This window comes from Streptomyces sp. NPDC001606 (assembly GCF_053596835.1).
Window position 1 is genome coordinate 646,080 of record NZ_JBSFHC010000002.1, and the last position, 25,665, is coordinate 671,744.

26 protein-coding genes are annotated in these 25,665 nt (G+C 72.0%); 11 read left to right on the forward strand and 15 right to left on the reverse strand.

Translation table 11 applies throughout. The features are described from left to right. Positions 1 to 23: 23 nt before the first annotated feature. Genes ACWCV9_RS07305 through ACWCV9_RS07315 form a run of 3 tightly spaced genes read left to right on the forward strand, consistent with a single transcriptional unit; the run spans position 24 to position 3,115 of the window. On the forward strand, positions 24 to 1,319 hold the full coding sequence (locus tag ACWCV9_RS07305) for a magnesium transporter MgtE N-terminal domain-containing protein (protein WP_450784666.1): 1,296 nt from the start codon (positions 24 to 26) through the stop codon (positions 1,317 to 1,319). Then, on the forward strand, positions 1,309 to 1,938 hold the full coding sequence (locus ACWCV9_RS07310; protein WP_450784667.1) for a DUF1003 domain-containing protein: 630 nt from the start codon (positions 1,309 to 1,311) through the stop codon (positions 1,936 to 1,938). The genes ACWCV9_RS07305 and ACWCV9_RS07310 overlap by 11 nt, the downstream gene beginning before the upstream one ends. Before the next feature lie 43 nt (positions 1,939 to 1,981). After that, complete coding sequence (locus ACWCV9_RS07315; RefSeq protein ID WP_385840167.1) at positions 1,982 to 3,115, forward strand: Mrp/NBP35 family ATP-binding protein; 1,134 nt, start codon at positions 1,982 to 1,984, stop codon at positions 3,113 to 3,115. Between the two features lie 60 nt (positions 3,116 to 3,175). On the opposite strand, the gene ACWCV9_RS07320 is transcribed toward ACWCV9_RS07315, so the two are convergent. Then, positions 3,176 to 3,592 (reverse strand): hypothetical protein, encoded by a 417-nt coding sequence (locus ACWCV9_RS07320; protein ID WP_450784668.1) that lies wholly within the window; start codon positions 3,590 to 3,592, stop codon positions 3,176 to 3,178. Between the two features lie 174 nt (positions 3,593 to 3,766). Between ACWCV9_RS07320 and ACWCV9_RS07325 the strand changes: the two genes are divergently transcribed. After that, positions 3,767 to 6,361, forward strand: a complete 2,595-nt coding sequence (locus ACWCV9_RS07325; protein WP_450784669.1) for a DUF6185 family protein — start codon at positions 3,767 to 3,769, stop codon at positions 6,359 to 6,361. Positions 6,362 to 6,414: 53 nt separating this feature from the next. Here ACWCV9_RS07325 and ACWCV9_RS07330 read toward each other — a convergent pair whose 3' ends face one another. The 5 genes from ACWCV9_RS07330 to sigE form a co-directional block, all read right to left on the reverse strand. Continuing rightward, complete coding sequence (locus tag ACWCV9_RS07330) at positions 6,415 to 7,077, reverse strand: hypothetical protein (RefSeq protein ID WP_450784670.1); 663 nt, start codon at positions 7,075 to 7,077, stop codon at positions 6,415 to 6,417. Between the two features lie 269 nt (positions 7,078 to 7,346). Continuing rightward, complete coding sequence (locus ACWCV9_RS07335) at positions 7,347 to 7,802, reverse strand: sec-independent translocase (RefSeq protein ID WP_385840172.1); 456 nt, start codon at positions 7,800 to 7,802, stop codon at positions 7,347 to 7,349. Positions 7,803 to 7,886: 84 nt separating this feature from the next. Next, on the reverse strand, positions 7,887 to 9,572 hold the full coding sequence (locus ACWCV9_RS07340) for a trypsin-like peptidase domain-containing protein (RefSeq protein ID WP_450784671.1): 1,686 nt from the start codon (positions 9,570 to 9,572) through the stop codon (positions 7,887 to 7,889). A gap of 523 nt (positions 9,573 to 10,095) precedes the next feature. Beyond that, a complete protein-coding gene (locus ACWCV9_RS07345; protein ID WP_450784672.1) occupies positions 10,096 to 11,151 on the reverse strand; it encodes a zf-HC2 domain-containing protein in 1,056 nt (351 codons plus the stop codon). After that, complete coding sequence (gene sigE, locus ACWCV9_RS07350; protein ID WP_450784673.1) at positions 11,148 to 11,861, reverse strand: RNA polymerase sigma factor SigE; 714 nt, start codon at positions 11,859 to 11,861, stop codon at positions 11,148 to 11,150. Before sigE ends, ACWCV9_RS07345 begins: the two co-directional genes overlap by 4 nt. A 234-nt stretch (positions 11,862 to 12,095) precedes the next feature. On the opposite strand from sigE, the gene ACWCV9_RS07355 reads away from it, so the two are divergent. Then, positions 12,096 to 12,794: an O-methyltransferase gene (locus ACWCV9_RS07355; RefSeq protein ID WP_385840330.1), complete on the forward strand. Its 699-nt coding sequence runs from the start codon at positions 12,096 to 12,098 to the stop codon at positions 12,792 to 12,794. A 113-nt stretch (positions 12,795 to 12,907) separates the two neighbouring features. On the opposite strand, the gene ACWCV9_RS07360 is transcribed toward ACWCV9_RS07355, so the two are convergent. After that, entirely contained in the window at positions 12,908 to 13,075 is a 168-nt protein-coding gene (locus ACWCV9_RS07360; RefSeq protein WP_385840176.1) for a DUF3117 domain-containing protein, read from the reverse strand. 373 nt (positions 13,076 to 13,448) lie between these two features. On the opposite strand from ACWCV9_RS07360, the gene chcB reads away from it, so the two are divergent. Next, complete coding sequence (gene chcB / locus ACWCV9_RS07365; protein WP_450784674.1) at positions 13,449 to 14,252, forward strand: 2-cyclohexenylcarbonyl CoA isomerase; 804 nt, start codon at positions 13,449 to 13,451, stop codon at positions 14,250 to 14,252. Between the two features lie 27 nt (positions 14,253 to 14,279). Here the strand turns inward: chcB and ACWCV9_RS07370 are convergent, their stop codons facing one another. Both ACWCV9_RS07370 and ACWCV9_RS07375 read right to left on the reverse strand, forming a co-directional pair. Next, on the reverse strand, positions 14,280 to 14,867 hold the full coding sequence (locus ACWCV9_RS07370; RefSeq protein WP_450784675.1) for a DNA-3-methyladenine glycosylase I: 588 nt from the start codon (positions 14,865 to 14,867) through the stop codon (positions 14,280 to 14,282). Beyond that, positions 14,864 to 15,241, reverse strand: coding sequence for a DivIVA domain-containing protein (locus ACWCV9_RS07375; RefSeq protein ID WP_450784676.1), 378 nt, complete (start codon positions 15,239 to 15,241; stop codon positions 14,864 to 14,866). Before ACWCV9_RS07375 ends, ACWCV9_RS07370 begins: the two co-directional genes overlap by 4 nt. Before the next feature lie 137 nt (positions 15,242 to 15,378). Between ACWCV9_RS07375 and folP the strand changes: the two genes are divergently transcribed. Beyond that, on the forward strand, positions 15,379 to 16,239 hold the full coding sequence (folP, locus tag ACWCV9_RS07380; RefSeq protein ID WP_385840181.1) for a dihydropteroate synthase: 861 nt from the start codon (positions 15,379 to 15,381) through the stop codon (positions 16,237 to 16,239). 7 nt (positions 16,240 to 16,246) lie between these two features. Here folP and ACWCV9_RS07385 read toward each other — a convergent pair whose 3' ends face one another. Together ACWCV9_RS07385 and dapE are read right to left on the reverse strand one after the other, a co-directional pair. Next, positions 16,247 to 17,005, reverse strand: a complete 759-nt coding sequence (locus ACWCV9_RS07385) for an LOG family protein (protein ID WP_450784677.1) — start codon at positions 17,003 to 17,005, stop codon at positions 16,247 to 16,249. Between the two features lie 116 nt (positions 17,006 to 17,121). Beyond that, the gene (dapE, locus tag ACWCV9_RS07390; protein WP_450784678.1) at positions 17,122 to 18,201 is read right to left on the reverse strand and encodes a succinyl-diaminopimelate desuccinylase; all 1,080 of its coding nucleotides are present in this window, start codon (positions 18,199 to 18,201) and stop codon (positions 17,122 to 17,124) included. A gap of 95 nt (positions 18,202 to 18,296) precedes the next feature. Here dapE and ACWCV9_RS07395 point away from each other — a divergent pair, with 95 nt between their 5' ends. Together ACWCV9_RS07395 and ACWCV9_RS07400 are read left to right on the forward strand one after the other, a co-directional pair. Next, a complete protein-coding gene (locus ACWCV9_RS07395; protein WP_450784679.1) occupies positions 18,297 to 19,310 on the forward strand; it encodes a heavy metal transporter in 1,014 nt (337 codons plus the stop codon). Between the two features lie 286 nt (positions 19,311 to 19,596). Beyond that, complete coding sequence (locus tag ACWCV9_RS07400) at positions 19,597 to 20,016, forward strand: ATP-binding protein (RefSeq protein ID WP_385840187.1); 420 nt, start codon at positions 19,597 to 19,599, stop codon at positions 20,014 to 20,016. A 136-nt stretch (positions 20,017 to 20,152) separates the two neighbouring features. On the opposite strand, the gene ACWCV9_RS07405 is transcribed toward ACWCV9_RS07400, so the two are convergent. Further along, positions 20,153 to 21,250 carry a bifunctional succinyldiaminopimelate transaminase/glutamate-prephenate aminotransferase gene (locus ACWCV9_RS07405; protein ID WP_450784680.1) on the reverse strand — a complete coding sequence of 366 codons (1,098 nt, stop codon included), beginning with the start codon at positions 21,248 to 21,250 and terminating at the stop codon, positions 20,153 to 20,155. A gap of 148 nt (positions 21,251 to 21,398) precedes the next feature. Beyond that, the gene (fdxA, locus tag ACWCV9_RS07410) at positions 21,399 to 21,719 is read right to left on the reverse strand and encodes a ferredoxin (RefSeq protein ID WP_023546973.1); all 321 of its coding nucleotides are present in this window, start codon (positions 21,717 to 21,719) and stop codon (positions 21,399 to 21,401) included. A gap of 140 nt (positions 21,720 to 21,859) precedes the next feature. Here fdxA and ACWCV9_RS07415 point away from each other — a divergent pair, with 140 nt between their 5' ends. Both ACWCV9_RS07415 and ACWCV9_RS07420 read left to right on the forward strand, forming a co-directional pair. Continuing rightward, on the forward strand, positions 21,860 to 22,942 hold the full coding sequence (locus ACWCV9_RS07415) for a GNAT family N-acetyltransferase (RefSeq protein ID WP_450784681.1): 1,083 nt from the start codon (positions 21,860 to 21,862) through the stop codon (positions 22,940 to 22,942). A 29-nt stretch (positions 22,943 to 22,971) separates the two neighbouring features. Continuing rightward, on the forward strand, positions 22,972 to 23,838 hold the full coding sequence (locus tag ACWCV9_RS07420) for a transglutaminase family protein (protein WP_450784682.1): 867 nt from the start codon (positions 22,972 to 22,974) through the stop codon (positions 23,836 to 23,838). 13 nt (positions 23,839 to 23,851) lie between these two features. On the opposite strand, the gene ACWCV9_RS07425 is transcribed toward ACWCV9_RS07420, so the two are convergent. Continuing rightward, positions 23,852 to 24,466 (reverse strand): response regulator transcription factor, encoded by a 615-nt coding sequence (locus ACWCV9_RS07425; protein ID WP_385840191.1) that lies wholly within the window; start codon positions 24,464 to 24,466, stop codon positions 23,852 to 23,854. Next, positions 24,463 to 25,665: a sensor histidine kinase gene (locus ACWCV9_RS07430; protein ID WP_450784683.1), complete on the reverse strand. Its 1,203-nt coding sequence runs from the start codon at positions 25,663 to 25,665 to the stop codon at positions 24,463 to 24,465. The genes ACWCV9_RS07425 and ACWCV9_RS07430 overlap by 4 nt, the downstream gene beginning before the upstream one ends.

The following is a 25,665-nucleotide window of genomic DNA, read 5'->3' on the forward strand; positions in this document are numbered from 1 at the left end:
AGCAAGGCAAAGGAAGCAGAGCCATGGCAGCCGGCGCCCCCCGGATCTTCGTCTCGCATCTCGCCGGGGTCCCCGTCTTCGATCCGAACGGCGACCAGGTGGGCCGCGTCCGCGATCTGGTCGTCATGCTGCGGGTGGGCCGCAGGCCCCCGCGGGTGCTCGGCCTGGTCGTGGAGCTGGCCACCCGGCGCCGTATCTTCCTGCCGATGACCCGGGTCACCGGCGTCGAGTCCGGGCAGGTCATCATCACCGGCGTGATGAACGTCCGCCGCTTCGAGCAGCGGCCCACCGAGCGGCTGGTCTTCGGCGAGCTGCTGGACCGCCGCGTGACGCTGGTGGAGACCGGCGAGGAGGTCACCGTCCTCGATATGTCCGTGCAGCAGCTGCCCGCCCGCCGGGACTGGGAGGTCGACCGGGTCTTCGTGCGCAAGGGCCGGAAGGCCGGCGCCTTCCGGCGGGCCAAGGGCGAGACGCTGACCGCCGAGTGGTCGGCCGTGACCGGGTTCTCGCTGGAGGAGCACGGACAGGGCGCGGAGAACCTGCTCGCCACCTTCGAACAGCTGCGCCCCGCCGACCTGGCCAACGTGCTGCACCACCTCTCCCCCAAGCGGCGCGCGGAGGTCGCCGCCGCCCTCGACGACGACCGGCTGGCCGACGTCCTGGAGGAGCTGCCGGAGGACGACCAGATCGAGATCCTCGGCAAGCTCGCGGAGGAGCGCGCGGCGGACGTGCTGGAGGCCATGGACCCGGACGACGCGGCCGACCTGCTCGCCGAGCTGCCGGAGGCGGACAAGGAGCGGCTGCTCAGCCTGATGCAGCCCGGCGACGCGGCCGACATGCGGCGCCTGATGTCGTACGAGGAGCACACGGCCGGCGGACTGATGACCACCGAGCCGATCGTGCTGCGTCCGGACGCCACCGTCGCCGACGCGCTCGCCCGGGTGCGCAACCCGGACCTGTCCCCCGCCCTCGCCGCCCAGGTCTATGTCTGCCGCCCGCCGGACGAGACGCCGACCGGGAAGTACCTGGGCACCGTGCACTTCCAGCGGCTGCTGCGCGACCCCCCGTACACCCTGGTCAGCTCGCTGGTGGACGACGATCTGCAACCGCTCGCCCCGGACGCCACGCTGCCGGTGATCGCCGGGTTCTTCGCCACGTACGACATGGTCGCCGCGCCCGTGGTGGACGACTCCGGCTCGCTGCTCGGCGCGGTGACCGTGGACGACGTACTGGACCACATGCTGCCCGAGGACTGGCGGGAGACGGAGTTCCACCTGGACGAGGGCGCGGGCGACGGGGTGGTCAGCCATGGCTCCTGAACGTGACAGCGGCCGTACGGCGGCCCGCTCCGAGCACGGCCGGGAACGCAACCCCTCGGGCGCCACCGCCGCGACCCGGCCCCGCATGCCCCGGCTGGACCTGCCGCGCCCGCCCCGGCACCGGTTCCTGCCCGAGTGGGACCCGGAGGCCTTCGGCCGGCTGTCGGAGCGGATCGCCCGGTTCCTGGGCACCGGACGCTTCATCGTCTGGATGACGGTCGTCATCGTCGTCTGGGTGCTGTGGAACATCACCGCGCCCCGGCAACTGCGCTTCGACGAATACCCGTTCATCTTCCTGACCCTGGTGCTGTCCCTCCAGGCCTCCTACGCGGCCCCGCTGATCCTGCTCGCGCAGAACCGGCAGGACGACCGGGACCGGGTCAACCTGGAGCAGGACCGCAAGCAGAACGAGCGGTCCATCGCCGACACCGAGTACCTGACCCGGGAGGTCGCCGCGCTGCGGATGGGCCTCGGCGAGGTGGCCACCCGCGACTGGATCCGCTCGGAGCTCCAGGACCTGCTCAAGGAGCTGGAGGAGCGCCAGGGCCGCAGCGACCGCGTCGTATTCCCGGCGGAACGGTCAGAACGGTCACCGGGACGTGACGCAGACGACCGCTGAGGGGCTACCCGGGGGCCCCTCACAGCGCCGTACCATCGTCCTTATGGCTACGGAAGACGCGGTGCGCGAGGCACTGGCGACGGTGAACGACCCCGAGATCAACCGCCCCATCACCGAGCTGGGGATGGTCAAGTCGGTGGAGATCGGAGCGGACGGGGCGGTCGCGGTCACCGTGTACCTCACGGTCTCCGGCTGCCCGATGCGCGACACGATCACCCAGCGCGTCACCGAGGCGGTCTCCCGGGTCGAAGGCGTCACCCGGGTCGATGTCACGCTCGACGTGATGAGCGACGAGCAGCGCAAGGAGCTGGCGGCGGCCCTGCGCGGCGGCCAGACCGAGCGCGAGGTGCCCTTCGCCAAGCCGGGCAGCCTCACCCGGGTCTACGCGGTCGCCTCCGGCAAGGGCGGCGTCGGCAAGTCCTCGGTCACGGTCAACCTGGCGGCCGCGATGGCGGCCGACGGCCTCAAGGTCGGTGTCGTCGACGCCGACATCTACGGCCACTCGGTGCCGCGCATGCTGGGAGCGGACGGCCGTCCCACCCAGGTCGAGAACATGATCATGCCGCCGTCCGCGAACGGCGTGAAGGTCATCTCCATCGGCATGTTCACGCCGGGCAACGCCCCGGTGGTCTGGCGCGGCCCCATGCTGCACCGCGCCCTCCAGCAGTTCCTCGCCGACGTCTACTGGGGTGACCTGGACGTCCTGCTCCTGGACCTGCCGCCCGGCACCGGCGACATCGCGATCTCGGTCGCGCAGCTGGTCCCGAACGCCGAGATCCTGGTCGTGACGACCCCGCAGCAGGCGGCAGCCGAGGTGGCCGAGCGCGCCGGTTCCATCGCCGTACAGACCCACCAGAAGATCGTCGGCGTGGTCGAGAACATGTCCGGGCTGCCCTGCCCGCACTGCGACGAGATGGTCGACGTGTTCGGTACCGGCGGCGGCCAGCTGGTCGCCGACGGTCTGACCCGCACCACCGGTGCGACCGTCCCGGTGCTCGGCTCCATCCCGATCGACGTCCGCCTGCGCGAGGGCGGCGACGAGGGCAAGCCGGTGGTCCTGACCGACCCGGACTCCCCGGCGGGCTCGGCCCTGCGCGCGATCGCGGGCAAGCTCGGCGGGCGGCAGCGCGGGCTGTCGGGTCTGTCGCTGGGGATCACCCCGAAGAACAAGTTCTAGAAGCTGCTGCCGCCACGACGGGCGACAGCAGCTACGGCTACGCCGAAGGGGCGCCGTCCTTCACGGACGGTGCCCCTCTTCACGCACGCGCTCCTGCTCGCGCCCCGGGCACAGGTCCTGCGTGGTGCACAGCATGACCTCCTGGCAGGAGCCGGCCGGGGTCTGACCGTCCGGGCCTCGTTCGGTGTGTGGTACGAACCGCCATTGCGATGCCTTGACGTGCCGCGTCCGGTCCGCCTTCTCCACATGAACGTGCAGCGTGCGGTCCTTCGGGTCGTTCGTCTCCACCAGCACCTCGTCCGCGGCGAGCGGGAAGTGGTCGTGCAGCAGGCACAGACCGAAACGGTTCAGGTTTCCGTGCTTGGCCAGCACCTCCACCAGATCCCGGACGAACTCCGCGTCCCGAGGCCCCAGCCCCTCGGCTTCCGCGAAGCCGGGCAGCGGAACCCTCGGAGCGGAAACGTTTATGTCCGTCATGGTTCCTCCGTCAAGTAGTTGACGGTCATCCGATTCCATTATCAGCCACTGACCTATTTCCTGCAATTCGGCAGAGAACGGCTGATGGGGTGGGTCTTCGAAATTTCTTCCGCGCGCCGGAGGCCGCGACATATGACACGGTCCTAAATTCCTCGCAGAGGAGGCTTCGGGGCGATGCAGGGTATCCGGTGGCGGCGCTTTTTACTGTTGATGATCCTGGCCGCGATGTGGTGGGTGGCTCCCTCGGCGGAGGCGCGACAGAACAACAGTGACGCCTGCTGGGCCCATCAGCTCGACGCCAGTACGGTGGACGCCAGAATCCAATTCGACCAGCACAGCAAGAACTACCTGAAGATCTATTCCTACATGACGGTCCGGGTTCCCCTGAACAAGTGGCCTGCCGCGCGGCAGCTGACCTTCAGTGAGGACTCCGCGGAATACCACAAGGCGATGCACTGTCTGCTGCGTGGGACGGACAATGGTCCGCGTCAGGAATGGCGATCGCATGATCCGGTGGTGACGGCCGACACCCGAAACGTCACGGTACAGTATGATTCTTTCGCCTGGATCAAGGACTACAAACTCATCCGGCTCGGTCCCTGGCAGATCACCAGGGACAGCCACAGAATGTGGCAGATCCGCCTCCTTCCGCCGACGCTACTGAATGCGCACTGGCAGACCGTCAAGGCGGAGATGGGCGGCATGCATTTCAATGACAGCTCCAAGCTGGCATCGTCCTCCAACGAGAAGACCCTGCTCTGGGAAAATCAGAAGCCCACGCGCATCACGTTCAAAATCGATCTCCCGTGGCAGCGCTACTGGCCCTTGAGTTATGGCCAGTCGATCTGGAGCAAGGTGGGAGTCGCGGCTTGGTGGGTGAGCGCTTCCTTCGTGATCGCACTGGCCGCACGGCGCACCCGGCGGACGCATTCCGCCGCCGCGGCCGGGGCGTCGGCCCCCACGGCGCAGGCCGTGGCCGCCGACACCGGAAAGGACGACGACAGCGCCGCGGGGGCCGTGCTGCAATGGTCCCTGCTCAGCGGCGCATTCGCCCTCATACTGCTGCTGCTCATCTCCCAGCCGCCGATCAGCCCCCGGTGGCGCGCTCTCGTCTGCGTCGCCGCCGGCCTGGCCCTGATTCTCGTCGCCCGCCCCTGGTACAGCGGCACGCCCGTCCCCGCCCCGGACGGCGCGACCGGTGACACCGGCACCGCCAACAGCCATCACCCTCGCCAGAGGTACGCCGTCGTCGGCGTGGCGTCGGCGGTGGCGGCCATCGCTCTGCTGGTGATCCTGGCGCCGGCGATGTTCGGCCTGCCGGACGCCCTCGTGTCAAAGGCGGTGCCGAGTGTCTCCGACGATGTCGGCTATGTGCTCATGGGCCTGGCGATCGTGTGGTTGTGGCTGGCCGCCATGGCGGCGTGGGCGTGGCGGTTCGCCCGCGAGGGCGCGCTGCTCCCCGGCTCCTGGTACCGGACGTGGAACAACGCTCCCGTGCGCTGCGTCCTCGTCGTCTCCACGCTGCTCGCTGCGGTCGCCGGGAGTCTGCTCGGCTGCTTCTGGTGGGTGGCCGAAAACCAATGGAAGAGGGTCTACTGGCTCACCGACCAGAACGCTGTGCACGGGTACGGAACATACGCCAGTTCATACCGGGCAAATTTCTCGTTCACCGACCTGGCCTGGATTTTCAGTTATAGTTGGATCTTGACGGGTGTCGCACTTCTCGCCTTGTTGCACTTTCGCTTCGGAGCGCAAAGGACACCGGCAGACCATAAACATGAGAAGCCGATCCTGGGCCCGGCAGCCCCCGACCTGCTGCTCGTCGCGGCGGTGTTCGTCTTCACGGTGGGACTGCGGGGCGCCATCTTCGCCGGAATCAATTTCCAGTACGGCGCCTGGATCATCCTGAACATGGGCTCGCTGTTCGCGGTTCTCGCCGTGGGGCGAAAGTGGGCGGTACTGAACCAGCTGGGCAACACGTTTTGCGTGAAGAGACTGAGAAGCATGAAGCGTCGCGGTGACCTGATGGCCAAGGCCCACGAATACCGCAACATCAACCACCAGTTGCAGCTGCTGGACCAGGGACGCGCGGGGAACGTCACACGCGAGGAACTGGAGGGAAGACTTCGGGCACTGCGCCGGTGGTTGGTGGACGGATGCGGCGAAAGGAAACCACCCGCCTATCTTTCCGTCCTGGACGCCGCCCTGGCCTGGGGGCCGAGAGGCCACTGGTGGAACAATGGCGTGCACGCCGGGTGCGTGGCCTTCTGCTTCGGGATCCCCGCAAGCGGAGCCCTGCTCTATCTGGACACCGAGGACTCCTGGAGCTGGATCCAGCTCACTTCCGAGCCCACCGCGATCCCGGGAGTCGTCGCGAACTTCCTGGCCTACCAGGTGGCGTGGGCGGGCGCCGGTTTCGTCCTGGGTGCGCTGTGGCGTGTGCTCCCCGGCCGCCACAGCCCCGCTCGCGCATGGAGCCTGACCTTCGCCTACGCCGTGCCGGCCTGCCTGTTCCTGCTGCTCAACAAGTTCACCGGTGTGGACTTCCGTGACCTGCTCTTCTACTCGGTGCTCATGCTCCTCATCCTGACGCTCACCAGCATCTGGATGGACACATCGACCTTCGGGGATGAACGGCAGTACTGGCCCCGTCGTTTCGCGCTGCTCTTGTCGATCTACCAGCTTCGCGGGCTCTCGACACAGGGCGCCTCGATCCTGGCCCAGATCGGGGTGGCCGTAGCCATCTGGCGTCAGTTGACGAACCACTAGCCGGACACGTCCGGGACCGCCGACGGCTACGGCGGTCCCCCTGACGGATCCGGCTACGCGTACGCGGCGATGTCCTTGACCACCGAGAACCCGAGCCCGTACGCGCTCATGCCCCGCCCGTACGCCCCCAGATGCACGCCTGCCTCCGTCGTACCGGCCAGTACCCAGCCGAACTCGGACTCCCGGTAGTAGAAAGAGGCGGCCGCCCCGTCCACCGGCAGGGACAGCCTGGACCACTCCGACCCGTCCAGGTCGTCGGCCAGGGCCCAGGCGGTCTCCGTCTGCTGCTCCAGCCAGTCGTCACGCAGGCTGTGGTCCATCTGCCCGGGCCAGGTGAAGGAGAGCAGCCCCACCCCCGCCAGCCACGCGGCCGAGGAGACCGAGGTGGCCTCCAGCAGGCCCGTACCGTCGGCGCTGCGCCGGGACGGATGCGCGGCGACGGTGACCACGACCGCGAACTTCTCCCGCGGCTCACCGGGGGAGCCGGTCTCGCCGCGGACGGAGGGCTCGTCACCGTGCCCGATCGACCCGTGTTCGACGGCGCCGTCGGAAGCCATACCGACCTGCATCAGCCAACGCGGCCCCGTGAACGCCTCGTCCAGGGCGTACCACGGGAAGGGCGCCTCCAGGTAGCCGTCGACCGTACGCCGGACGGAGGGAAGCTGCTGTCCCTCCGCGACCGGCGCCTGCGCGCCCACCCGACTCGTCGTCTCCATCTGCCCGGACGCCTCCTCGCTCTCGTCGGACCGGGGCGGCCCGCCCCCCTTCGGGCGTACTCCTCCGGTCCGCACAACAACTCGGCAGCATATCCACACCCGTGAGAGCGGCAGGGCAGGCGTTGGTTGCGTGGGTCGCGCGAACGGCCTGTTCAGGCCGTGCGAGCCGGGTGTCCGTTATGAAACGCGTCACGTGCACGGCGCGTGCGCCGGTGCGCGTGTCGCCATCTGGCGTGCCGCTATGTGGGGTGTCGCTATGTGCCGTGGAGCTATGTGGCGTCGGCGTCGAAGAGCGGCCGGTCGTCCGTGCCGGGCTCCTCGGGCTTCTTGGTCATGTCGACCCGGCCGCCGGAGGACGAGGAAGCGGAGGACGAGGAGGAGGCGGGGGCGGACGGCTCGGTGTCGTAGCCGTTGACCGCGTCCGTGACCTCGGCCACCTCCTTCTTCAGGTCGAAGCCGTTGCGGATCTCCTTCAGCCCCAGATCGTCGTTGTCCAGCTGCTTGCGGATGAACGTCTTGGGGTTGAGGTCCTCGAACTCGAAGTCCTTGAACTCAGGACCCAGTTCGTTGCGGATGTCCTGCTTGGCGCTCTCCGAGAACTCGCGGATCTTCTTGATCGTCCGTGTGACGTCCTGAATGACCTTGGGGAGCTTGTCCGGGCCGAAGACGAGCACGGCGATAACGATGATCGTCACCAGCTCCAGTGGCCCTATGTCATTGAACACCTGACGCTCCTTGCGATGTCCTCGGTCGCTCAACGGTACCCGGCGTTCCTGTCCGACCGGTACCGTCCCGAGGTGAGACTTCTGTCAGTTCTGCTCGGAAGCGCCCAGCACGAGTGAGACCTCGCGCTCACCGCCGCCGCGTTCGACCGTCAGCCGCAGCCGGTCGCCGGGGCGATGGGCGCGGATCTTCACGATCAGCTCCTGGGCGGTGTGCACGCGCTGTCCGTCCACGTCGGTGATGACGTCGCCCGACCGCAGGCCCGCCCGCTCCCCCGGGCCGTCCTTGAGGACGGCGGGGCCGCCGTCCGCGCTCCGGCGGTCGATCCGGGCGCCGTCGCCGGTGTAGCCCATGTCGAGGGTCACGCCGATCACCGGGTGGCTGGCACGGCCGTCGTTGATCAGTTCCTCGGCGACGCGTTTGGCCTGGTTGACGGGGATGGCGAAGCCGAGCCCGATGGAGCCGGCCTGGCCGTCCGCGGAGTCGGAGCCGCTGTCGGCGGAGCGGATGGCCGAATTGATGCCGATGACCTGGGCCTGCCGGTCCAGCAGAGGCCCGCCGGAGTTGCCCGGGTTGATGGGCGCGTCGGTCTGCAACGCGTCGACGTACGAGACGTCGCTGCCGTCGTCCTTCTCGCCGCCGGACGTGATGGGCCGCTCCTTGGCGCTGATGATGCCGGAGGTGACGGTGTTGGCCAGGTCGAAGGGGGCGCCGATGGCCACGACGGGGTCGCCGACCCGGACCTCGTCGGAGTTGCCGAGGGGCAGCGGGGTGAGTCCGTGGACGCCCTGGACCTGGACGACGGCGAGGTCGTAGCCGCTGTCCCGGCCGACGATCCGCGCCTTGACGGTGTCGCCGCTGCTGAAGGTCACGGATATCCGGCCGCCCGACGCGGCGGGCGCGACGACGTGGTTGTTGGTCAGGATGTGGCCCCGGGTGTCGAGCACGAAGCCGGTGCCGGTGCCGGCCTCGTCGGAACCGCTGACATGGATCGTGACCACGCTCGGCAGCGCCCGGGCGGCGATCCCCGCCACGCTGTCCGGCGCCCGCCCGGCGGGCACGTGCCCGGCCTGCGGCAGGCTCACGTCGCCGTCCAGTCGCTGGCGCTCGACATAGGCGCCCGCGATCCCGCCGATCCCGGCGGAGAGGACCGCGACGACCATGGTCCACCCGAGCAGAAGCCGCCTGGCCCGGCGGCGCCGCTGCTCCTTCGACGGCACGGCGGCACCGCTCTGCTGCAACGGACCGTGCACCAGGATCCGCCCCTCGCCGGAGCCGCCGGCCCAGGGGTCGTACCGCTGCCATGGATCCCCGGCAACCTGCGGCTCGGGCGCCGCCCCGGCCGGGGTGGCGGGAACGGGTGCGGCCGGCGCGGGCGCCTGTGCATGCGGTACGGCCGCAGCGGGTGCCGGGTGCCCCGGAGCCGACGGCACGACCGCTGCCGGTGCCGGTGTGTGCCCGGGGGCAGGCTGGCTCTGCACCGGTACGGCCGCTCCGTGGGGCAGGGTGGCCGTCGCCGGGTGCTGGACCGGGGGTGCGGGGGCCCAGGGCCCCGGCTCGCCGTACGGCGGGGTGCTGTACGGGTCGGGGTCGTGCAGAGGCTTGGGCCGCTCGCCGGGAGCCGGCCACCCCGCCTGCCCGCCCTCGACCACCCGGCCGGCGTCGGCGGCCCCCTCGACGACGGTCCGCGCTACGTCAGCACCCTGGACGACAAGGCCCTCGACGGCGGCCCCCGCTACGGCAGGCCCTCCTCCGGCAGCAGGCCCCTGCACCGCAACAGCCTCGTCCGCAGACCCGAGCGCCGCAGGCATCCCGACGGCAGAACCATCCATGGCAGCGCCCTCGGCGGCAGGCCCCTCAACCGCAGTGCCCTGCGCCGCAGCCGCCTTCACGGCAGAACCCTCGGCCACACCCTCGCGCGCAGACCCCTGGCGCGCAGACCCCTCGGCCACACCTCCAGCCGCAGCACCCTGCACCGGCTCTCCCCCTGCCCCCTCTTCCGCGGCAGCGGCCGGCTTGGGCAGTTCGAAGTCGCCGTCGGGGGGTGTCTCGGCGGGGCGGGCCAGTTCGAAGTCGCCGGTCACGGACCGGGATTCCGCGGACTCCCCCGCCGCTCCCTCCGAGTCGTCGCCCGGCGGGACACGGTTCCCCTCGTTCATGCTCTCCCCACGGCTGGCCGCGACCGCACGCTTCGGTGGCGGCCGCGGAACGTCGACTGCGCGCCCGGGTCCTCGCCACGGGCACGGCCCTCACAGGATTCAACCAGGTTCGCGGGCCGGGGAGCAGGGGCCGGTCTCAGCGGGCCTGGTGGGGTGGGTCGAGCAGGGAGGGGGACGCCGAGGGAGCGGAGGTGGGGTGGGGGGCGGGGGCGGACAGCAGCCCGTGTCCGGACAGCAGGCCGGGACCGGTGGCATCGGGCGTCGGCGACCAGGCGGGGAGCGGTGGAAGCACCGTCTCGTCCAGCGGGCGTATCAGCGGGGACGCGACGGCAGCGCCCGCCGTCGCCGGGGCGGTCAGCGGGCGTACGGCGCCCTGGGGGCCGGTGTCCTGCTGCCCGGTGCCCGGCGAGGGGATGCCGGGCACCATCGGCGCGGCGATGGAGGTCGGTGCGACCGAGGTCTCGGCGAGCAGCGCGCTGCCGCCCTGGGCGAGCAGCGGGCCGACCGGCCGGCGGCGCTGGGTGTCGGGCGTCGCCGCGCCCGCACCGCTGCCCGCCGGACGGGACGGGACGACTCCGGTGCCGGAGCCGCCGCGGGCGTCCGCGCTGAAGTCCCCGGGGACGGCGGTGGTGACCCCGCCGAGGGCGATCGCGGCCAGCGACACCGCACCGGCCGCGGCGAACGCGAACCGCAGCCCGCGCGAGGCCGGGCGGGCGTCGTCCGGGCGGCCGACGGGATGGATGCGGAAGCCGCGCTGCTCCGCCGCGGAACCGGGTGCGGCCGGGGAGTGCGGGGCGTCGGGGACGTATCCGAAGGTGAAGCGCTCGCCGCGCCGCGCCCCGAAGACGCCGAGGGCGGCGGAGGTGCCGGTGGGGCCGGGGGCGATGCCGCGTCCGAAGAGGCCGCCGCCGGGCGTCGTGCCGTCCCCGTCCAGGTCGCCGCCGGGCAGGCCCTGGAGGCGGGCCAGCAGGCTCGCCGAGGGCGGGGGCGGGGCGGCCTCCGCGAAGACGCTCTTCAGTGCGCGCTGGGCGTCCGCCTCCGCCTTGCACCGGGCGCAGGTGGCCAGGTGGGCGAGGACCCGCTCGCGCGTCTCATGACCGAGCTCCCCGTCCACCAGGGCGGAGAGTCGGTCTCCCAGGTGCTGCTCTGCGAGGTGTCCTTCCTCGACAGGTTTCGGCCGTGATCCACTCACGCGGTCGCGCCCCCTCCCCCCAGAGCGGGCACACGGGGCCTGAAGGAGCGGCGCTCGGCCGCGCGGGCCTCCGGGGAGCGGTGCGCGAGCGCCTTGCGGAGCTGGGAGCGGCCGCGGTGGATACGGGAGCGGACCGTGCCGAGCTTGACGCCGAGGGTGGCGGCGATCTCCTCGTACGACAGTCCTTCGATGTCGCACAGGACGACGGCGGCGCGGAACTCGGGCGCGAGGGTGTCGAGGGCCTGCTGGACGTCGGCGTCGAAGTGGGCGTCGCTGAAGACCTGGTGCGGGGTCGGCTCGCGGCTGGCCAGGCGCTCGGCCGCGTCCTCGCCGAGGGCGTCGAAGCGGATGCGCTGCTTGCGCCGGACCATGTCCAGGAAGAGGTTGGTGGTGATGCGGTGCAGCCAGCCCTCGAAAGTGCCCGGCGAGTATGTCGACAGCGAGCGGAAGACCCGGACGAAGACCTCCTGGGTGAGGTCCTCGGCGTCGTGCTGGTTGCCCGTCAGGCGGTAGGCGAGGCGGTAGACGCGAGCACTGTGGGTGCTGACGATCTCGTCCCAGGTGGGCGGAGTCCACGCCTGCCCGTCCGCGTCGGTGGAGAAGGTCGCGGTCTGGGCGTCGCCTGCGGCGAAACCGGTGGCGTGGCTGTCAGCAGCGGTGTCGGTCACGGATTTCGGCCTGCCCGCCGACCCGAGGAAGCGCCGCAGCACTCCGCCCCGATCCCCGGGCGCAGCCGCACCTCCCCTGTCGGCTCTGGTGGTGTCCAGTGGAGCCCCTACCATAGCCACCTCGCCCGTTAGCTCCGGATAAGCGGTTTTACGAGAATTTGATACGCGCTGACACGCCTCACCCGGCTGTGTCGGCAGTTGCTCGGTGTCCTGTTCCACCTCTTACCCCCCGCCGCCTCCCCGGCCACCGTCTCATCCCTATAAACGCCCGGTCCCATCTGCGGGTTCCCGTCGCCAACGGATACAGTCACGCCCAGGCATCCACGGGGACAGGAGAGGGTCATTACCGGCAACCGGCAGACGAGCTGGGCGTTCGCCGACGCCTTTGTCGCCGAGGAAGAAGCGCTGCTCTGGGCCCGTGACCGCGCCCGGGAGGCAGGGCTGCGTTCGGTGTCCCCCAGCACGGGCGCCGCGCTGCGACTGCTCGCCGCCTCCGTGGACGCGAAGGCGGTCGCGGAGATCGGCACGGGCTGCGGGGTGTCCGGAATCCATCTGCTGCACGGGATGCGGCCGGACGGGGTGCTCACCACGGTCGACCCGGAGCCGGAGCACCAGCAGTTCGCCCGGCAGGCCTTCCGCGCCGGGGGCTTCGCCAGCAACCGGGCCCGCTTCATCCCGGGCCGCGCCCTCGACGTCCTGCCCCGGCTCGCGGACGCCGGCTACGACCTGGTCTTCTGCGACGGGGACCGGCTGGAGTACTCGGACTATCTCGCCGAATCGTTGCGCCTGCTGCGGCCTGGCGGTCTGGTGGTGTTCGAGGGGGTCTTCGCCAACGGCCGCACGGTCGACTCCGGGCCGCAGCCCACGGAGGTGCTGCGGCTGCGGGAGCTGCTGCGCACCGTGCGCGAGAGCCAGGAGCTGGTGCCGTCGCTGCTGCCGGTGGGCGACGGGCTGCTGTGCGCGGTCAGACGCTGAGCGGAACCTGTTCACCGCCTGCCGAGGCAGGCGGTAGAGCGCGGGTTCCGAAGACGCGGCTGCCCCGGCACCGCGTACGATGCCGGGGCAGCCGGGAGGACTGACTCGTTCGCTCAGACGACGACGTTCTTCAGCGCGTCGCCGAGCGCCGCGGCCTCGTCAGGGGTCAGCTCGACGACAAGCCGACCGCCGCCTTCGAGCGGAACGCGCATGACGATGCCCCGCCCCTCCTTGGTCACCTCGAGCGGGCCATCGCCCGTCCGCGGCTTCATGGCCGCCATGCTCGTTCCCCTTCCTGAAACCAGCTCATCGTCTGCCGACAGCCCCGAGGGGCGCACCCGCGGTCCGGCTCGGACACACGACACCGGCATCGAACACATTGCTTCCAGGCCATTATCCCGCATCTCAGGACCCGATGACCAACATCAGTCGGCATCGCTTGGGCAACGCGCGCGAGCAAAACCACTCAATTCGGCGATGTGGCTGTGATACTGCTCCCCCGCGCGAACCCGCACCGCACGGCGCCGCTCCGCTTTTCTTTGACACAGGTCACACGTCCGTTCCGGCCCTTGGACGGCGATCTCCGCCATGCTGTCCTTCGGACAGGGACGTACTGAGCGGTACGTCAGCCGCGAGGACAACGGAGGGGACGCCATGACCGACACCGTGCTCTACGAGGTGAGCGACGGGCTCGCGACGATCACGCTGAACCGCCCCGAGGCGATGAACGCGCTGAACATCGCGACCAAGGTCGCCCTGCGGGAGGCGGCGGAATCCGCGGCCGGGGACACGGCCGTACGGGCGATCCTGCTGACCGCCGCCGGGGACCGGGCGTTCTGCGTGGGCCAGGACCTCAAGGAGCACATCGGACTGCTCGCCGCCGACCGGGAGACCGGCTCCGGGCACACCATGAGCACGGTCAAGGAGCACTACAACCCGATCGTCCGGGCGCTCGCCGGGGCGGCCAAGCCGGTGGTCGCCGCGGTGAACGGCGTCGCGGCCGGGGCGGGCTTCGGCTTCGCGCTCGCCGCGGACTACCGGATCGTGGCCGACACCGCCTCCTTCAACACGTCGTTCGCGGGGGTGGCGCTCACCGCCGACTCCGGCATCTCCTGGACCCTGCCGCGGGTGATCGGCCCCGGCCGCGCCGCCGACCTGCTGCTCTTCCCGCGCAGCATCAGTGCCCAGGACGCGCTGGAGCTGGGTGTCGCCAACCGGGTCGTGCCGTCCGCTCAGCTGCGCGCCGAGGCCGAGAAGGTGGCGCGGGCGCTGGCCGAGGGGCCGACGGTCGCCTACGCGGCGATCAAGGAGGCGGTGGCCTACGGGCTGACGCACTCCCTCGACGAGACGCTGGAGAAGGAGGACGAGCTCCAGACGCGGGCGGGGCAGTCCGAGGACCACGCGATCGCGGTGCAGGCGTTCGTGAACAAGGAGAAGCCGAAGTACCTGGGGCGGTAAGTCCTGGTCTTCTTGCCGGGCTCGTCCTCAGGGCGCGCTGCGGGCCACGCAGGTCGCCAGGTGGTCGTTGACGAGCCCGCACGCCTGCATCAGGGCGTAGGCCGTCGTCGGGCCGACGAATCTGAGACCCCGCTTCTTCAGGGCCTTGGACAGGGCCGTCGACTCCGGGGTGACCGCGGGGACGTCGGCCAGGGTCCGCGGGACCGGGCGGGCGGCCGGGTCCGGGGCGTGGGACCAGATCAGCTCGTCCAGCTCGCCCTCGGCCCAGCCGGCGAGCACGCGCGCGTTGGCGAGCGTGGCGTCGATCTTGGCGCGGTTGCGGATGATGCCGGGGTCGGCCAGCAGCCGGTCGCGGTCCTCCTCGGTGAAGGACGCGACCTTCTCGATGTGGAAGCCGGCGAAGGCCGTACGGAAGCCGGGGCGGCGGCGCAGGATGGTGATCCAGGACAGGCCGGACTGGAAGGCCTCCAGGCTGATCCGCTCGAAGAGGGCGTCGTCGCCGTGGACCGGGCGGCCCCATTCCTCGTCGTGGTACGACACATAGTCCTCGGTGGACAGGGCCCACGGGCAGCGCAGCGCGCCGTCGGCCCCGGCGAGGGCACCTCCGTCGCTCATCGCTGCTCCTCCGGGCGCTCGCCCCGCTCCGGCTGGTGCGCCTCTCCATGCGCGTGTACGTGCGCGGCGGCGGCGCGGGCGCCGGCCAGGGCGGACTCCAGGTCGGCGATGTGGGCGTCCCGCTCGGCGAGTTCCGCGGCCAGCCGGCCGAGGGCGTCGTCGACGTCCGCCATGCGGTAGCCGCGCGGTGCGACGGGGAAGCGCAGGCCCTCCACGTCCGCGCTGTCGACCGGGCGGTCGGCGGGCAGCGGATCGCGCAGCCGCTCGGGCGCCGCCTCGGGCAGCGGGCCGCTCTCGCCGCCGCCCACCACGGCGAGTGTCACCGCGGCGACCACGACGGCCAGCGCGACGACCAGGAACAAGAACATCACCATCGCCAGGGGGTCCCCACGCTCTCAGCCGGACACGGTGCCGGAAGCCGAACTGTATGGGTCCGATCGTGCCATGCGAGTCCGACAGTTAGGGTCACAGACGGCTGTACAGCGGGACGTACTAGGAGAGGTCACAGCGGATGCTCAGGCTGGGCAGGCGGGAATTCGGCCCGCACGAGCCGGTGATCATGGCGATCGTGAACCGGACCCCGGACTCCTTCTACGACCAGGGGGCCACCTTCCGCGACGAGCCCGCCCTCGCGCGCGTGGAGCAGGCGGTGGCCGAGGGCGCCGCGATCATCGACATCGGCGGGGTGAAGGCCGGGCCCGGCGAGGAGGTCTCCGCGGCGGAGGAGGCCCGGCGCACGGTGGGCTTCGTGGCGGAGGTGCGGCGCCGCTTCCCGGACGTGGTCATCAGCGTGGACACCTGGCGGGCCGAGGTCGGCGAGGCGGTCTGCGCGGCCGGGGCGGATCTGCTGAACGACGCCTGGGGCGGTGTGGACCCCGGCCTGGCCGAGGTCGCGGCGCGCCACAAGGTGGGGCTGGTGTGCACGCACGCGGGTGGGGTGCAGCCGCGGACGCGTCCGCACCGGGTGGCGTACGACGATGTGATGGCCGATGTCCTGGAGGTGACCGTGGGGCTGGCGGAGCGGGCGGTCGCGCTGGGTGTGCCGCGCGAGTCGGTGCTCATCGATCCCGGGCACGACTTCGGGAAGAACACCCGGCACAGCCTGGAGGCCACGCGGCGGCTGGACGAGATGGTCGCGACGGGCTGGCCGGTGCTGGTGTCGCTGTCCAACAAGGACTTCGTCGGCGAGACGCTGGACCGGCCGGTGAAGGAGCGGTTGATCGGCACGCTGGCGACGACCGCGGTGTCGGCGTGGCTCGGGGCGCAGGTGTACCGGGTGCACGAGGTGGCCGAGACCCGTCAGGTGCTGGACATGGTGGCCTCCATCGCCGGGCACCGCCCCCCTGCGGTGGCCCGGCGAGGCCTGGCCTGACGAAGGCCTAGCGGGCCGCCTCCTTGGAGACCAGGGCCACCGCTTCCGACACGTCGTCCGTGACGTGGAAGAGGAGGAGGTCCTTCTCGGCCGCCTTGCCCTGGGCCACCAGGGTGTTCTTCAGCCAGTCCACCAGGCCGCCCCAGTACGCGCTGCCGAAGAGGACGATCGGGAAGCGGGTGACCTTCTGGGTCTGCACCAGGGTGAGGGCCTCGAAGAGTTCGTCGAGGGTGCCGAGGCCGCCGGGCAGGACCACGAACCCCTGGGCATACTTCACGAACATCATTTTCCTGACGAAGAAGTAGCGGAAGTTCAGCCCGATGTCGACGTAGGGGTTGAGCCCCTGCTCGAAGGGCAGCTCGATGCCGAGGCCGACCGAGATGCCGCCCGCCTCGCACGCGCCCCGGTTGGCCGCCTCCATCGCCCCGGGGCCGCCGCCCGTGATCACCGCCCAGCCGGCCTCCACCAGCCCCCGGCCGAGCCGCACTCCCGCGTCGTACTCCGGCGAGTCCTCCGGCGTGCGCGCCGAGCCGAACACGCTGATGGCGGGCGGGAGTTCGGCGAGCGTGCCGAAGCCCTCGATGAATTCCGACTGGATGCGCAGCACCCGCCAGGGGTCGGTGTGCACCCAGTCCGAGGGACCGCCCGCGTCCAGCAGCCGCTGGTCGGTCGTACTGGCGGTCACCTGGCCGCGCCGTCGGAGGACCGGTCCGAGCCGCTGCTCGTCCGGCGGCTGCTTCTTCCCCTCGGGGTTTCCGGTAGCCATGTGCGCTCCCTCCGCTTGCCGGTAGTTCGATCTCAGACTAGATCCACCCGGGTTACGGAGGGGGTACGTCGGCGTGTCCGGGGACGAAGAGCCGCGCGGCGGCCCTGCGGTGCCCGCTACGCGGTGAGCCAGTTCCGCAGGCGCTCCTCGCCCGCGATGATCTTCGCCGTCTCCACCCGCTCGTCGCGCTTGTGGGCCAGGTGCGGGTTGCCGGGGCCGTAGTTGACCGCCGGGATGCCGAGCGCGGAGAACCGGGAGACGTCCGTCCAGCCGTACTTGGGGCGCGGGGTGCCGCCCACCGCCTCGACGAAGGCGGCCGCGGCCGGCTGGGAGAGGCCGGGGAGGGCGCCGGGGCTGTGGTCGTCGACCACGAACTCCTCGACACCGCAGTCCGCGAACACCTCGCGGACGTGCGCGAGCGCCTCCTCCTCGGTGCGGTCGGGGGCGTAGCGGAAGTTGACGGTGACGACGCACTCGTCGGGGATGACGTTGCCCGCCACTCCCCCGGCGATGCGCACCGCGTTCAGGCCCTCGCGGTACTCGAGGCCGTCGATCAGCGGCCGGCGCGGCTCGTAGGAGGCCAGCCGGGCCAGGATGGGCGCCGCGGCGTGGATGGCGTTGGAGCCCATCCAGCCGCGCGCGGAGTGGGCCCGCTCGCCCTTGGTCCTCAGCAGCACCCGGAGCGTGCCCTGGCAGCCGCCCTCCACCTCGCCGTCGGAGGGCTCCAGCAGGACCGCGAAGTCGCCCGCCAGCCACTCCGGGTGGGCCGCGGCGATGTGCTTGAGGCCGTTCAGCTCCGCGGCGACCTCCTCGTTGTCGTAGAAGACGAAGGTCAGGTCGCGGTTGGGGGCGGGGACCGTGGCCGCGATGCGCAGCTGCACGGCGACCCCGGACTTCATGTCGCAGGTGCCGCAGCCCCACAGCACGCCGTCCTCGTCCAGCCGGGAGGGGACGTTGTCCGCGATCGGGACGGTGTCGATGTGGCCGGCCAGGATCACCCGCTCGGCCCGGCCGAGGTCGGTGCGGGCCACCACGTTGTTGCCGTACCGGTCCACCGTCAGGTGCGGCAGGGCGCGCAGGGCGGTCTCGATGGCGTCCGCGAGGGGCTTCTCGGTGCCGCTCTCGGAGGGGAAGTCCACGAGCCGCGCGGTGAGCGCGGCGGCGTCCAGCGTGAGGTCAAGCGAGGTGTCGGCCATGCTCACGACCCTAGCGCGCCCCCGTCGGGGCCCCCTCGCTCCCGCTGTACGGAACCCCTCGTGAGGGCCGTCGGGGGCTCCAGTACCTTGTACGCGTGCCAGAGCCGTCCCCCACCCGTCCCAAGCGCCGCGGCCGCCTCTTCCGTTTCGCGGCGGCCCTGTTGGTCCTGTGCGGTGTCGCCGCCTATCTCGTGGTGCAGTACATCACCGGCGGCGGCGGAGCGCGCGGCTGCACGGTGGTCTCCGCCGACGGGAGCGGGACGTCGTTCGAGTTCACGCCGGAGCAGGCGGCGAACGCGGCGACGATCGCCGCCGTCGGCACCGGGCGCGGGATGCCCGAGCGGGCCGTGACCATCGCGCTCGCGACCGCCCTCCAGGAGTCGGGGCTGCGCAACATCGAGCACGGCGACCGGGACTCGCTGGGCCTGTTCCAGCAGCGCCCCTCGCAGGGCTGGGGCACCGAGCGGCAGATCATGGACCCGGACTACGCGGCCGGCATCTTCTACGCTCACCTGGCCAAGGTGCCCGACTACATGGACCTGCCGCTGACGGTGGCCGCCCAGCGGGTGCAGCGCAGCGGCTATCCGGAGGCGTACGCCAAGCACGAGGCGGACGCCGGGCTGCTGGCGGCGGCGCTGACCGGGCGGGCGGCGGCCACCCTGACCTGCGACGGACGCCGGGACACCACGGCCACGGCGACCGGTCCGGACGCGGTACGGGCCGCGCTGGTCCGGGACTTCGGGCGGGACGCGTTGCAGGAGACCGGCGCGGAGGTGGGCGGGGTGCCCGTGCCGTCGCCGTCCCCGGCGCCGAGCGTGGCCGCGACCGCGCAGGGCTCGACGGTGACGGTGGCGGTGCCCGAGGGCGCGCGGACCGACGCGCGGGGGCGTACGGAACGGGAGCGCGGCTGGCAGCTGGCGCACTGGGCCGTCGCCAACTCCTCGGCGCTGCACATCCAGCGGGTGGCCTACGCGGGCCGGGAGTGGACCGTCGGCAGCACCAGCAACACCTGGCGGACGGTCGCCTCGGACGGCTCCGCGGGGGCCGGCGGGGGCAGGCAGGCCGGGGAGCGGTCGACGGGGGTCGTCCGGATCGTGACCGGACAGTAGTACGGGGGATCACTCCGGGGGGTTGCGCGGCGCCGGACCGGACCGCCGCCCCGGCGAGAGTGGCCGCCGTACCGGAATTCCCGGGAATTCAAGGGCCGGAAGGATTCTGCACGCGGTCGCGCAGACGTTCTTTGCCCGTTTTTATCCACACCTGATAATGCGATGCGTTATCCATTCTTTACCTGGGGCGTCCGCAACCTTCACGGGGGTTCGAGCGGTAGTCACGGCGTCCGAGCCGGAACCGGACCGGACACCACCACCGTTTTCTTCCGTCGAATGGAGCATCATGTCCCTCCCTCTGACCCGCCGGATCGCCCGTGCCGCGCTGCTCGTCGCAGCGGGAGCGGCTGCCGGGGTCGGTGCGGCCGGCTCCGCCAATGCGGCCGCGAACCTGCCGGCGGCCACGCCGAACCTCGGTGGTCTGACCGCCGTGGACGGGGCGCACGTCGGCAACACGGTCGACGGTGCCACGCAGAACGTCACCTCGCTCGCGGGCCACGCGGGCGGCAAGGCCGTCGAGCAGACGGTGCCGGCCGCGGGCAAGACCGGTGGCAGCGCCGTGAAGAAGACGACGCCCGTGGCGCAGAAGGCCGCGGGGGACGCGGCCGGTGCCGCGGGGGGTGTGCTCGGCGACACCGCGTCCACCGCGACGAAGGGCGGCCTGCCGAACCTGCCGGTGCAGGGCGGACTGCCGCTGGGCGGCTGAGCGCGCCGCTCGACCGCTGACGGCCGCTGACGGGGCCCGGGGAGTTCCCCGGGCCCCGTTCCCGTACCGCCCCGGGTTGCCGGGCCGTCAGGCGGTGCCAGGGCCCGCGACGCCGGCAAGATCCGAAAGACAGGCCCTACGCCGTCAGACGCTGCGCCGCGGCCCGTACGCGCTCGTCGGAGGCCGTCAGGGCCACGCGGACGAAGTTCCGGCCCGCCTCGCCGTAGAAGTCGCCGGGAGCGACCAGGATGCCGCGCTCGGCCAGGTGGGCGACGGTGGTCCAGCAGGACTCGTCGCGGGTGGCCCAGAGGTACAGGCTCGCCTCGCTGTGCTCGATGCGGAAGCCGTGGGCCAGCAGCGCCGCCCGCAGGATCTCGCGGCGGGCCGCGTAGCGCTCGCGCTGTTCATGGACGTGCGTGTCGTCGGACAGCGCGGCCACGACCGCCGCCTGGGTCGGCGCCGAGGTCATCATGCCGCCGTGCTTGCGGATCTCCAGCAGCGGGCCCAGCACCGCCGGGTCGCCGGCGATGAAGGCCGCCCGGTAGCCGGCCAGGTTGGACCGCTTGGACAGGGAGTGGACGGCCACGATGCCGTCGTAGGAGCCGCCGTTCACGTCCGGGTGCAGCACCGAGACCGGGTCGGCCTCCCAGCCCAGCTCCAGGTAGCACTCGTCGGAGACCAGCAGGACGCCGTGTGCGCGGGCCCAGGCGACGATGTCCGCCAGGTCCTGCTTCGGCACGACCCTGCCGGTCGGGTTGGACGGGGAGTTCAGCCAGAGCAGCTTCAGGCCCTCGGGGTCCAGCTCGCGCGGGTCGTCGTAGACCTCGTACGCGGCGCGGGCCAGGCGGGCGCCGACCTCGTAGGTGGGGTAGGCCAGGCGCGGGTAGGCGACCCGGTCGCCGGGGCCGAGGCCGAGCTGGGTCGGCAGCCAGGCCACCAGCTCCTTGGAGCCGACCACCGGCAGGACATGGCGGTGGGTCACCGCGCGGGCGCCCAGGCGGCGCTCCAGCCAGCCGGTGATCGCGTCGCGCAGCGCCGGGGTGCCCCAGACCGTCGGGTAGCCCGGCGAGTCCGCGGCGGCGACCAGCGCCTTCTGGACCAGCTCGGGAACCGGGTCGACGGGGGTGCCGACGGAGAGGTCGACGATGCCGTCGGGGTGCGCGGCGGCCGTCTTCTTGTACGGGTCCAGCTTGTCCCAGGGGAAGGTGGGGAGCCGGTCGGAGACTGCGGACACGGTCGGTGGCTCGCTTTCGTCTGGTACGGCGGAACGCCCGGCGGCGTGGGAAAACGCCTCGGTCCCGTGCGGCGGCGATCAGGGCGATCTGGCCGTACGGGACCGAGGCGGCGCGGCGCGGTGGGCGGGCCGCTTGGTGCTTAAACGGTCACTCGCCCTGCGGCGGCAGCGCGGCGACGAAGGGGTGGTCGCGCTCGATCAGCCCCAGCTTGCTGGCCCCGCCGGGCGAGCCCAGCTCGTCGAAGAACTCGACGTTGGCCTTGTAGTAGTCCTTCCACTCCTCCGGGACGTCGTCCTCGTAGAAGATCGCCTCGACCGGGCAGACCGGCTCACAGGCACCACAGTCGACGCATTCGTCCGGGTGGATGTACAAGGACCGGGAGCCCTCGTAAATGCAGTCGACCGGGCACTCCTCGATGCACGCCTTGTCCTTGACGTCGACACAAGGCTGCGCGATGACGTAGGTCACGCTGTCGTTCCTCCTCGATAGGGCGCTGGCGGGCCTCCTCAGGCTCCGCCGCCTGGCGCGCGGGAGCGCGGCGTAGTCGATGCCCGCCCCTAGTATCTCCGTTCCGGAGCATGATCCGAGCAGGAGGGGTGATCTGACCAGTGGGAATCTCGGCGGCAGGACGTCTGGAAGTCCGTGTTACCCCTTCTGACGTGGGAAAACGTATCTCGGTACGATGCTTGGCCGGAACCGGTCAGGGACCACAGAAGTTCACTGACACGGTCGGTGTTCTCACATCATGGGATGCTGGCGTGCTCATGATCACACGACGGGATGGTCAGCGCGTCCGGATTCCGGAAAACTCCCTGGTCGCGGGGAAGGTCGTGCCGGCCGCCCCGGCACGCCGGCCGGGCCCCGCGGCCTCCTATGCCGAGCTGGCCCGGATCGCCGCGCGCGCGTGGCAGCCGGTGGAGAGCGAGCGGCTGGGCGAGTGGGAGCTGCGGGCCGCGGTCCAGGAGGTGCCGCGCGAAGCGCGTCCATGGGGGGCGGTGGTCGGGCGACGGGTGGGCTTCACGCGGCGGGCCAACAGCGTGCTGCCGCTCGGCGACCCGGGCCGCCCGCTCGACGCCGCCCTGGAGGCCGTACGACGCTGGTACGGCGAGCGCGGCCTGCCCGCCTACGTCCAGACCGCCAGCGGGGCCGAGGGCACCGAGGAGCTGCTCGGCGCGGAGCTGGAGCGGCGCGGCTGGGTGCGGGAGGTGACCGCCGAGCTGTGGACCGGTGCGCTGGCGCCGGTCGCGGACCGGGCCGAGGGCGCCGGGGTGGTGCTGTCCCGGGAGGCGGACGAGGCGTGGCTCGCGCGGTACCGGCGCAAGGGGGTGAGCGAGGTGGCCCTGCGGGTGCTGCACAGCGGGCCCTCGACGTGGTTCGCGACGGTTCCCGGTGGGCAGGCTCCCGCCGCGATCGGGCGGTGTGTCGTGGACGGGAGGTGGGCCGGGTTCGCCGCGGTCGAGGTGGACCCCGAGCGGCGCCGTCAGGGGCTCGCCACCGAGGTGATGGCCGCGCTGGCCCGGCACGCCCTGGACGAGGGCGCCTCGGCGGCCTGGCTCCAGGTGGAGCGGGACAACGAGGCCGCGCGGGGCCTGTACGCGGCTCTGGGCTTCGCCCCGCACCACGCCTACCACTACTACCGGGCGCCGGACCGGCCTCGGGACGGCTCGGCGACCGCGTCGGCACGGTCGTAGAACCCGTCGGGAGAGGGCAGGAGCCAGTCATGCACCACCCGTATCTGCCGCCGCCGTATCCGCCCCCGCCGGAACGTTCCGCCGAGCTGCGCGAGCGGTTCGCGCAGGAGACCCGGTCCGAACGGCCCGACCTCGCCGCGCTGTGCCTGCTGATCGGCGCGGAGGCGGACGGCACGCTGGACGAGGCCGGCATCGACGCCGCCCAGCTGGAGCTGGACCGGCTGGCCGGTGAGCTGCCGTACCGGCCGGGCGGGCCGCGCGCCTGGGCCGAGGCGGTACGACGGCTGCTCGGCGGGGCGTACGACTTCCACGGCACCCCGGGCGACTACCAGCGGCTGGAGTCCTCGCTGCTGCACGAGGTGCTGCGGCGGCGGCGCGGGCTGCCGATCCTGCTGTCGGTGGTGTGGCTGGAGGTCGCCCGGCGGGCGGGTGCCCCGGTGTACGGGGTCGCGCTGCCCGGGCACTTCGTGGTCGGCTTCGGTACGGCCAAGGAGCAGGTGCTGGCCGATCCGTTCGACGGCGGCCGGGTGCTGACCGGCACCGACGCCGAGCTGCTGGTGGCCGGCGCGACGGGCGCGCCGCTGGACCCCGGGATGCTGGAGCCCGCGCCGCCGCTGGAGGTCGTCCAGCGGATCCTGAACAACATGCGCGCGTGGGCCGCCGCCCGGCCCGAGCGGTCGGACGTCGGGCTGCTGGCCGTGGAGCTGGCGCTGCTGATCCCCTCGCATCCGGCCCGGCTGCGCTACGAGCGCGGGCAGCTGCTGGTGCAGCGGGGGCAGTTCACCGCGGGGGCGGCGGAACTGGACGCCTACGCCCACCTGATCGAGGTGGTCGACGAGAGCGCCGCCCACCAGGTCCGCCAGGAGGCGAACACGGCGCGGGCCAAGCTCAACTGACGGTCCGGGGCAGTCAGAGCCAGCCCTTCTCCCGGGCTATGCGGACCGCCTCCGCCCGGTTGCGGACCGCCAGCTTCTGGATGGCCGTGGAGAGGTAGTTGCGGACCGTGCCCTGGGAGAGGTGGAGGGCCTTGGCCAGTTCGGCGTTGGTGGAGCCGTCGGCCGCCGCGCGGAGCACCTCGCGCTCGCGGTCGGTGAGCGGATTGGCGCCCTCGGCGAGCGCGGCGGCGGCCAGGGTGGGGTCGATGACCCGCTCCCCGGCCAGCACCTTGCGCACGGCCGCCGCGAGCTGGGCGGCGGGCGCGTCCTTGACCAGGAAGGCGTCGGCGCCCGCCTCCATGGCGCTGCGCAGATATCCGGGCCGCCCGAAGGTGGTCAGGACGACCAGCTTGACCTGGGGAAACTCCTGGTGCACCCGGGCCGCCGCCTCGATGCCGGTGCAGCCCGGCATCTCGATGTCGAGCAGCGCCACGTCCACACCGTGGGCGCCGACGGCGGCGAGCACCTCGTCGCCGCGCGCGACCTGGGCGACGACCTCGATGTCGTCCTCGAGGCCGAGCAGTGCGGCCAGCGCCTCACGGACCATCGACTGGTCCTCGGCCAACAGGACCTTGATCGTGCTCGTCATGCCCCGGATCCTATGTCCGCGCCGGCCTCCGTGGGGACGCGGGCGACCAGCCGGAAGCCGTGCCTGACCCGGCCCGCCTCCAGAGCGCCGCCGGCCTTCTCCAGCCGCTCGGCCAGACCCGTCAGCCCGTTGCCGGGGCCGCCGCCGGGAACGCTGCCGGTCGCGCCGGACCCGTTGTCCTCGACGGAGAGTTCGAGGACCGGCCCGTCCAGCGTCTGGCGGCGCAGCAGCCGCACGGCACAGGTGTCGGCGCCGCTGTGCCGGACCACGTTGGTGACCGCCTCGCGCAGCGCCCAGGCGAGCGCCGCCTCGGCCTCCTCGGCCACGCCGGTGAGGTCGGGCTCGGCGGGGATCTCGGCGGTGACCCCGGCGGCGGTCAGGGCCACTTCGGCACCGGCGAGTTCGGCGGCGAGGCGGGGCCGCCGGTAGCCGGTGACGGCCTCCCGGACGTCGACCAGGGCCTGCCGGCTGACCTGTTCGATGTCGGCGACCTGCTGGGCCGCCTTGTCGGGGTGGTCGGGCAGCATCCGGCCGGCCAGCTCGCTCTTCAGCGTGATCAGGGAGAGGGAGTGACCGAGCAGGTCGTGCAGGTCGCGGGCGAGGCGCAGGCGCTCCTCGTTGGCGGCGAGCTGGGCGACGGTGGCCCGTGCCTTGCGCAACTCGATCGTCGTCCGCACCAGTTGGCCGACGCCGGTCATCGCGAACCCGATGAGGAGGACGAGCAGCAGGTCCCAGTCCGGCCGCTGCCCGTCGTACAGCCCGACGAGGAGGGACACGGCGGCCGTGGCCGGGATCGCCCAGTAGGCGGCCCGGACCGGCAGGGTCGCCCCGCAGGCCACCGAGACGTAGACGAAGAGCCCGAGCCACGGACGGCCGAGGGTGGAGGCGAGCAGGGGGGCCAGGACGCCGAGGACCGCGAGCAGACCGACCACGGTCCGCCGGGCGAACGGCCGGCCCATGTTCCGGAAGACCAGCGTCAGATAGGCCGCGACGAAGACGGCGAGGCCGAGCGCGCCGGCCGCGGTGGCCGCGCCCGTGTGCCGGCCGCCGGCCAGGTCGCCGACCGGCGGGGCGAGGAAGACCAGCCAGACCCCGATCCACAGCGCCTTGACCCGCAGCTCGCGCCACGTTCGCGGGCCGTGGCCGATCATCACCAAGCGCTCGGGCCGCCGTTCGCGGGTCCGGGTGTCTTCCGTCAT